Consider the following 3,062-nt stretch of genomic DNA (forward strand, 5'->3'; position numbering starts at 1 on the left):
GGCGGTTTTCGCCGAGCGCCCAGGCGATCGCGAGCAGGGCGGCGATGCCGAATGCCGATTGCAATTGCAGCATAAGTCCCCCGAACTTTGCGGATTATGAGCGCGGTACGCAGCAAAGCGCAATGCCATGCGCGTCGGTCAGAGCTCACATTGACAACGACCTGAGCTTGCGCCACGCAGGCCATCATGTCGTCCACATTGCCGATCGGCGCGAGCACTCTGCTGCGGCAGAGCTCATTTTTGTTCTTCCTGCTTTCGCGCAGCCTGTCGCGCTTCTCCAGCCAGATTGCAGCGGTGGCGATCGGCTGGCAGGTGTACGATCTCACTGGACGCGCCTTCGATCTCGGCATGGTCGGACTGATCCAGTTTCTGCCCACTGCGCTTCTGGTATTCGTCGCCGGCAGCGCTGCCGACCGCTATCGGCGCCGGCGCGTGGTGCAGGCCTGCCAGATCGTGGAAGCACTGACCGCGCTCTATCTGTGCTGGGGCTCTTATGCCGGCGTCATGACCGAAGCCCAGCTGTTTGCCGCGACCTTCATGCTCGGCATTGGCGGCGCGTTCGAGAGTCCGGCCACCGCGGCACTGTTGCCGCTGATTGCACCCTCAGGCAGCCTGCAACGGGCGAGCGCGCTTTCCAGCGGCGCGGCTCAGCTTGCAACCATCACCGGACCTGCGCTCGGCGGCTTCGCCTATGCGGTGGCGCCGGGACTGCCTTACGGCATCATGGTGGCGTTCTGGCTGGGCGGCATGATCTTCACCGGTCTGATCGACGTGGTGGACCAGCCGTCCGCTGAGGAGCATGCGAGCAGCAAGGATCTGTTCGCCGGCGTTCGTTTCATCCGCAGCAATCCCGCCATCCTCGGTACCATCTCGCTCGATCTGTTCGCGGTGCTGTTCGGCGGCGTCGTTGCGCTATTGCCGATCTACGCTCGCGACATCCTGGATGCCGGGCCGCTCGGGCTCGGCATCCTGCGCGCGGCGCCGGCGGTCGGCGCGCTGGTCATGACCGCGGTGCTGGCGCGGCACACCATCAGCCGTCGTGCCGGCTTGCGGATGTTTCAGGCCGTGATCGTGTTCGGCGCGGCAACCGTGGTGTTCGCGCTGTCGCACTCGATGTGGCTGTCGGTGGTCGCGCTCGCGATCCTCGGCGCCGCTGATACCGTCAGCGTGGTGATCCGCTTCTCGCTGGTGCAGATCGCGACGCCAAACCAGATGCGCGGCCGGGTCGGCGCGGTCAACTTCCTGTTCATCAACGCCTCCAATCAGCTCGGCCAGTTCGAGAGCGGCGTCACCGCCGCGCTGCTCGGCACCGTGCCCGCCGCCGTGCTCGGCGGCGCAGCCACGGTCGCAGTGGCGCTATTGTGGATGAAGCTGTTTCCAAGCCTGCGCAAGGTGGAGCGGCTGGAGTAGAGAGCTCGTCATTGCGAGCGAAGCAAAGCAATCCAGAGCCCGAAAGGAAGTCTGGATTGCTTCGTCGCGTCGCTCCTCGCAATGACGGTGAGAGACGAGCCCCGTATTATCCCCTCCCGACGAACGGCATCTTGCTGGCCATCACGGTGATGAAGAGCACGTTGGCGCTGAGCGGCAGGCCGGCCATGTAGGCCACGGCGTCGCCGACCGCCTTCACGTCCATGCGCGGCTCCGGCATCATGCGGCCGTCGGGCTGCATCACGCCGCCGACCATGCGCTCGGTCATCGGCGTCTCGGCATTGCCGATGTCGATCTGGCCGACCGCGATATCATAAGCGCGGCCGTCCAGATTGGAGGCCTTGGTAAGGCCGGTGATGGCGTGCTTGGTCGAGGTGTAGGGCGAGGAGAACGGCCGCGGCGCATGTGCCGAGATCGAGCCGTTGTTGATGATGCGGCCGCCGCGCGGGGTCTGGTCCTTCATGATGCGGAAGGCGTGCTGCGTGCACAGGAACGGCGCCGTCAAATTGGTCGCGACCACCTGGCTCCATTGCTCGAGCGACAGATTCTCGAACGGCATCGCCGGCGTGCCCATGCCGGCATTGTTGAACAACAGATCGAGCCGGCCATAGGTTTCCGTGACTTTGGCGAACAGCGCTGAGATCGAGTCGGGCTGTGTCATATCGGCTGTGACGACCAGGCTCTTACCTGCGATGCCGAGCTTGGCGGTCTCTTCCAGCATCTCCTTGCGGCGACCCACGAGCACCACGGTGAAGCCCGCGTTCATCAGCGCCAGCGACGCCGCACGGCCCACACCCGTTCCTGCGCCGGTCACCAACGCGATCTTCTCACTTGCCTGAGCCATTGTTCCTCACCTTTACCTTCAGTTTCTCGTTTCAGTGCTTTGATTCGTTCTGGGTCTTGTAGGGCGGCCGCGGGATGTTGTTGTGCGCGGCACGCAGCGCCGCCGACCAGCGCGAGCGCAAATCGTGGAAGTAGGGTTCGCCGGCCTCGATGCGGTGGTTGAGATCTGCCTCGCAAACATCGGCGCGCACCACCAGCACGTCGATCGGCAGGCCGACGCCGAGATTGGAGCGCATCGTCGAATCCATCGAGATCAGGCCGGTTTTGAGTGCGTCATAAAGCTCGACGTCGTAATGCATGGCGCGGTCGAGCACCGGCTTGCCGTATTTGTGCTCGCCGATCTGCAAATACGGCGTGTCGGTGGTGCATTCGATGAAATTGCCAGCGGTGTAGACCATGAACAGCCGCATCCGCGCGCCCTTGATCTGGCCGCCGAACAGGAACGAGACGTCGAAGGAGATGTCCTCGGCCTTCAGCGCCGGTCCTTCCATGGCATGCACCGCGCGAATGGCCTTGCCGATGCGCTGCGCGGCCTGGAACATGGTCGGGGCGTTCATCAGGGTCTCGACCTCGCCGGTGGCGGGATCTTCCATGCCCTCGGTCAAGGTCGACAGCACCGACTGACTGACCGCGAGATTGCCGGCGCTGGCGATCGCCAGGATTCGCTCGCCCGGATTGGAGAAGATGTGCAGCTTGCGGAAGGTCGAGACGTTGTCGAGACCGGCATTGGTCCTCGTATCGGCGATCATGACGAGGCCGTCGCGCACCAGAATTCCGCAGCAATAGGTCAT

At 64.0% G+C, this 3,062-nt stretch carries 3 protein-coding genes; 1 reads left to right on the forward strand and 2 read right to left on the reverse strand.

Annotated features, from left to right (window positions below; genetic code table 11):
- Positions 1–186 precede the first annotated feature (186 nt).
- Complete coding sequence (locus WA702_RS14245) at positions 187–1,410, forward strand: MFS transporter (protein WP_425111177.1); 1,224 nt, start codon at positions 187–189, stop codon at positions 1,408–1,410.
- Positions 1,411–1,516: 106 nt separating this feature from the next.
- Here the strand turns inward: WA702_RS14245 and WA702_RS14250 are convergent, their stop codons facing one another.
- Positions 1,517–2,272: an SDR family oxidoreductase gene (locus WA702_RS14250; RefSeq protein WP_425111178.1), complete on the reverse strand. Its 756-nt coding sequence runs from the start codon at positions 2,270–2,272 to the stop codon at positions 1,517–1,519.
- A 31-nt stretch (positions 2,273–2,303) separates the two neighbouring features.
- Entirely contained in the window at positions 2,304–3,062 is a 759-nt protein-coding gene (locus tag WA702_RS14255; protein ID WP_425111179.1) for a peptidase, read from the reverse strand.

Origin of the sequence: Bradyrhizobium sp., from assembly GCF_049798375.1 — a bacterium.
GTDB lineage: Bacteria > Pseudomonadota > Alphaproteobacteria > Rhizobiales > Xanthobacteraceae > Bradyrhizobium.

Bases quoted from the DNA above. Each gene is read 5' to 3' on its own strand.
- WA702_RS14250 (WP_425111178.1), bottom strand. From the start codon at position 2,272: ATGGCTCAGGCAAGTGAGAAGATCGCGTTGGTGACCGGCGCAGGAACG.
- WA702_RS14255 (WP_425111179.1), bottom strand. From the start codon at position 3,062: ATGACCTATTGCTGCGGAATTCTGGTGCGCGACGGCCTCGTCATGATC.
- WA702_RS14245 (WP_425111177.1), top strand. From the start codon at position 187: ATGTCGTCCACATTGCCGATCGGCGCGAGCACTCTGCTGCGGCAGAGC.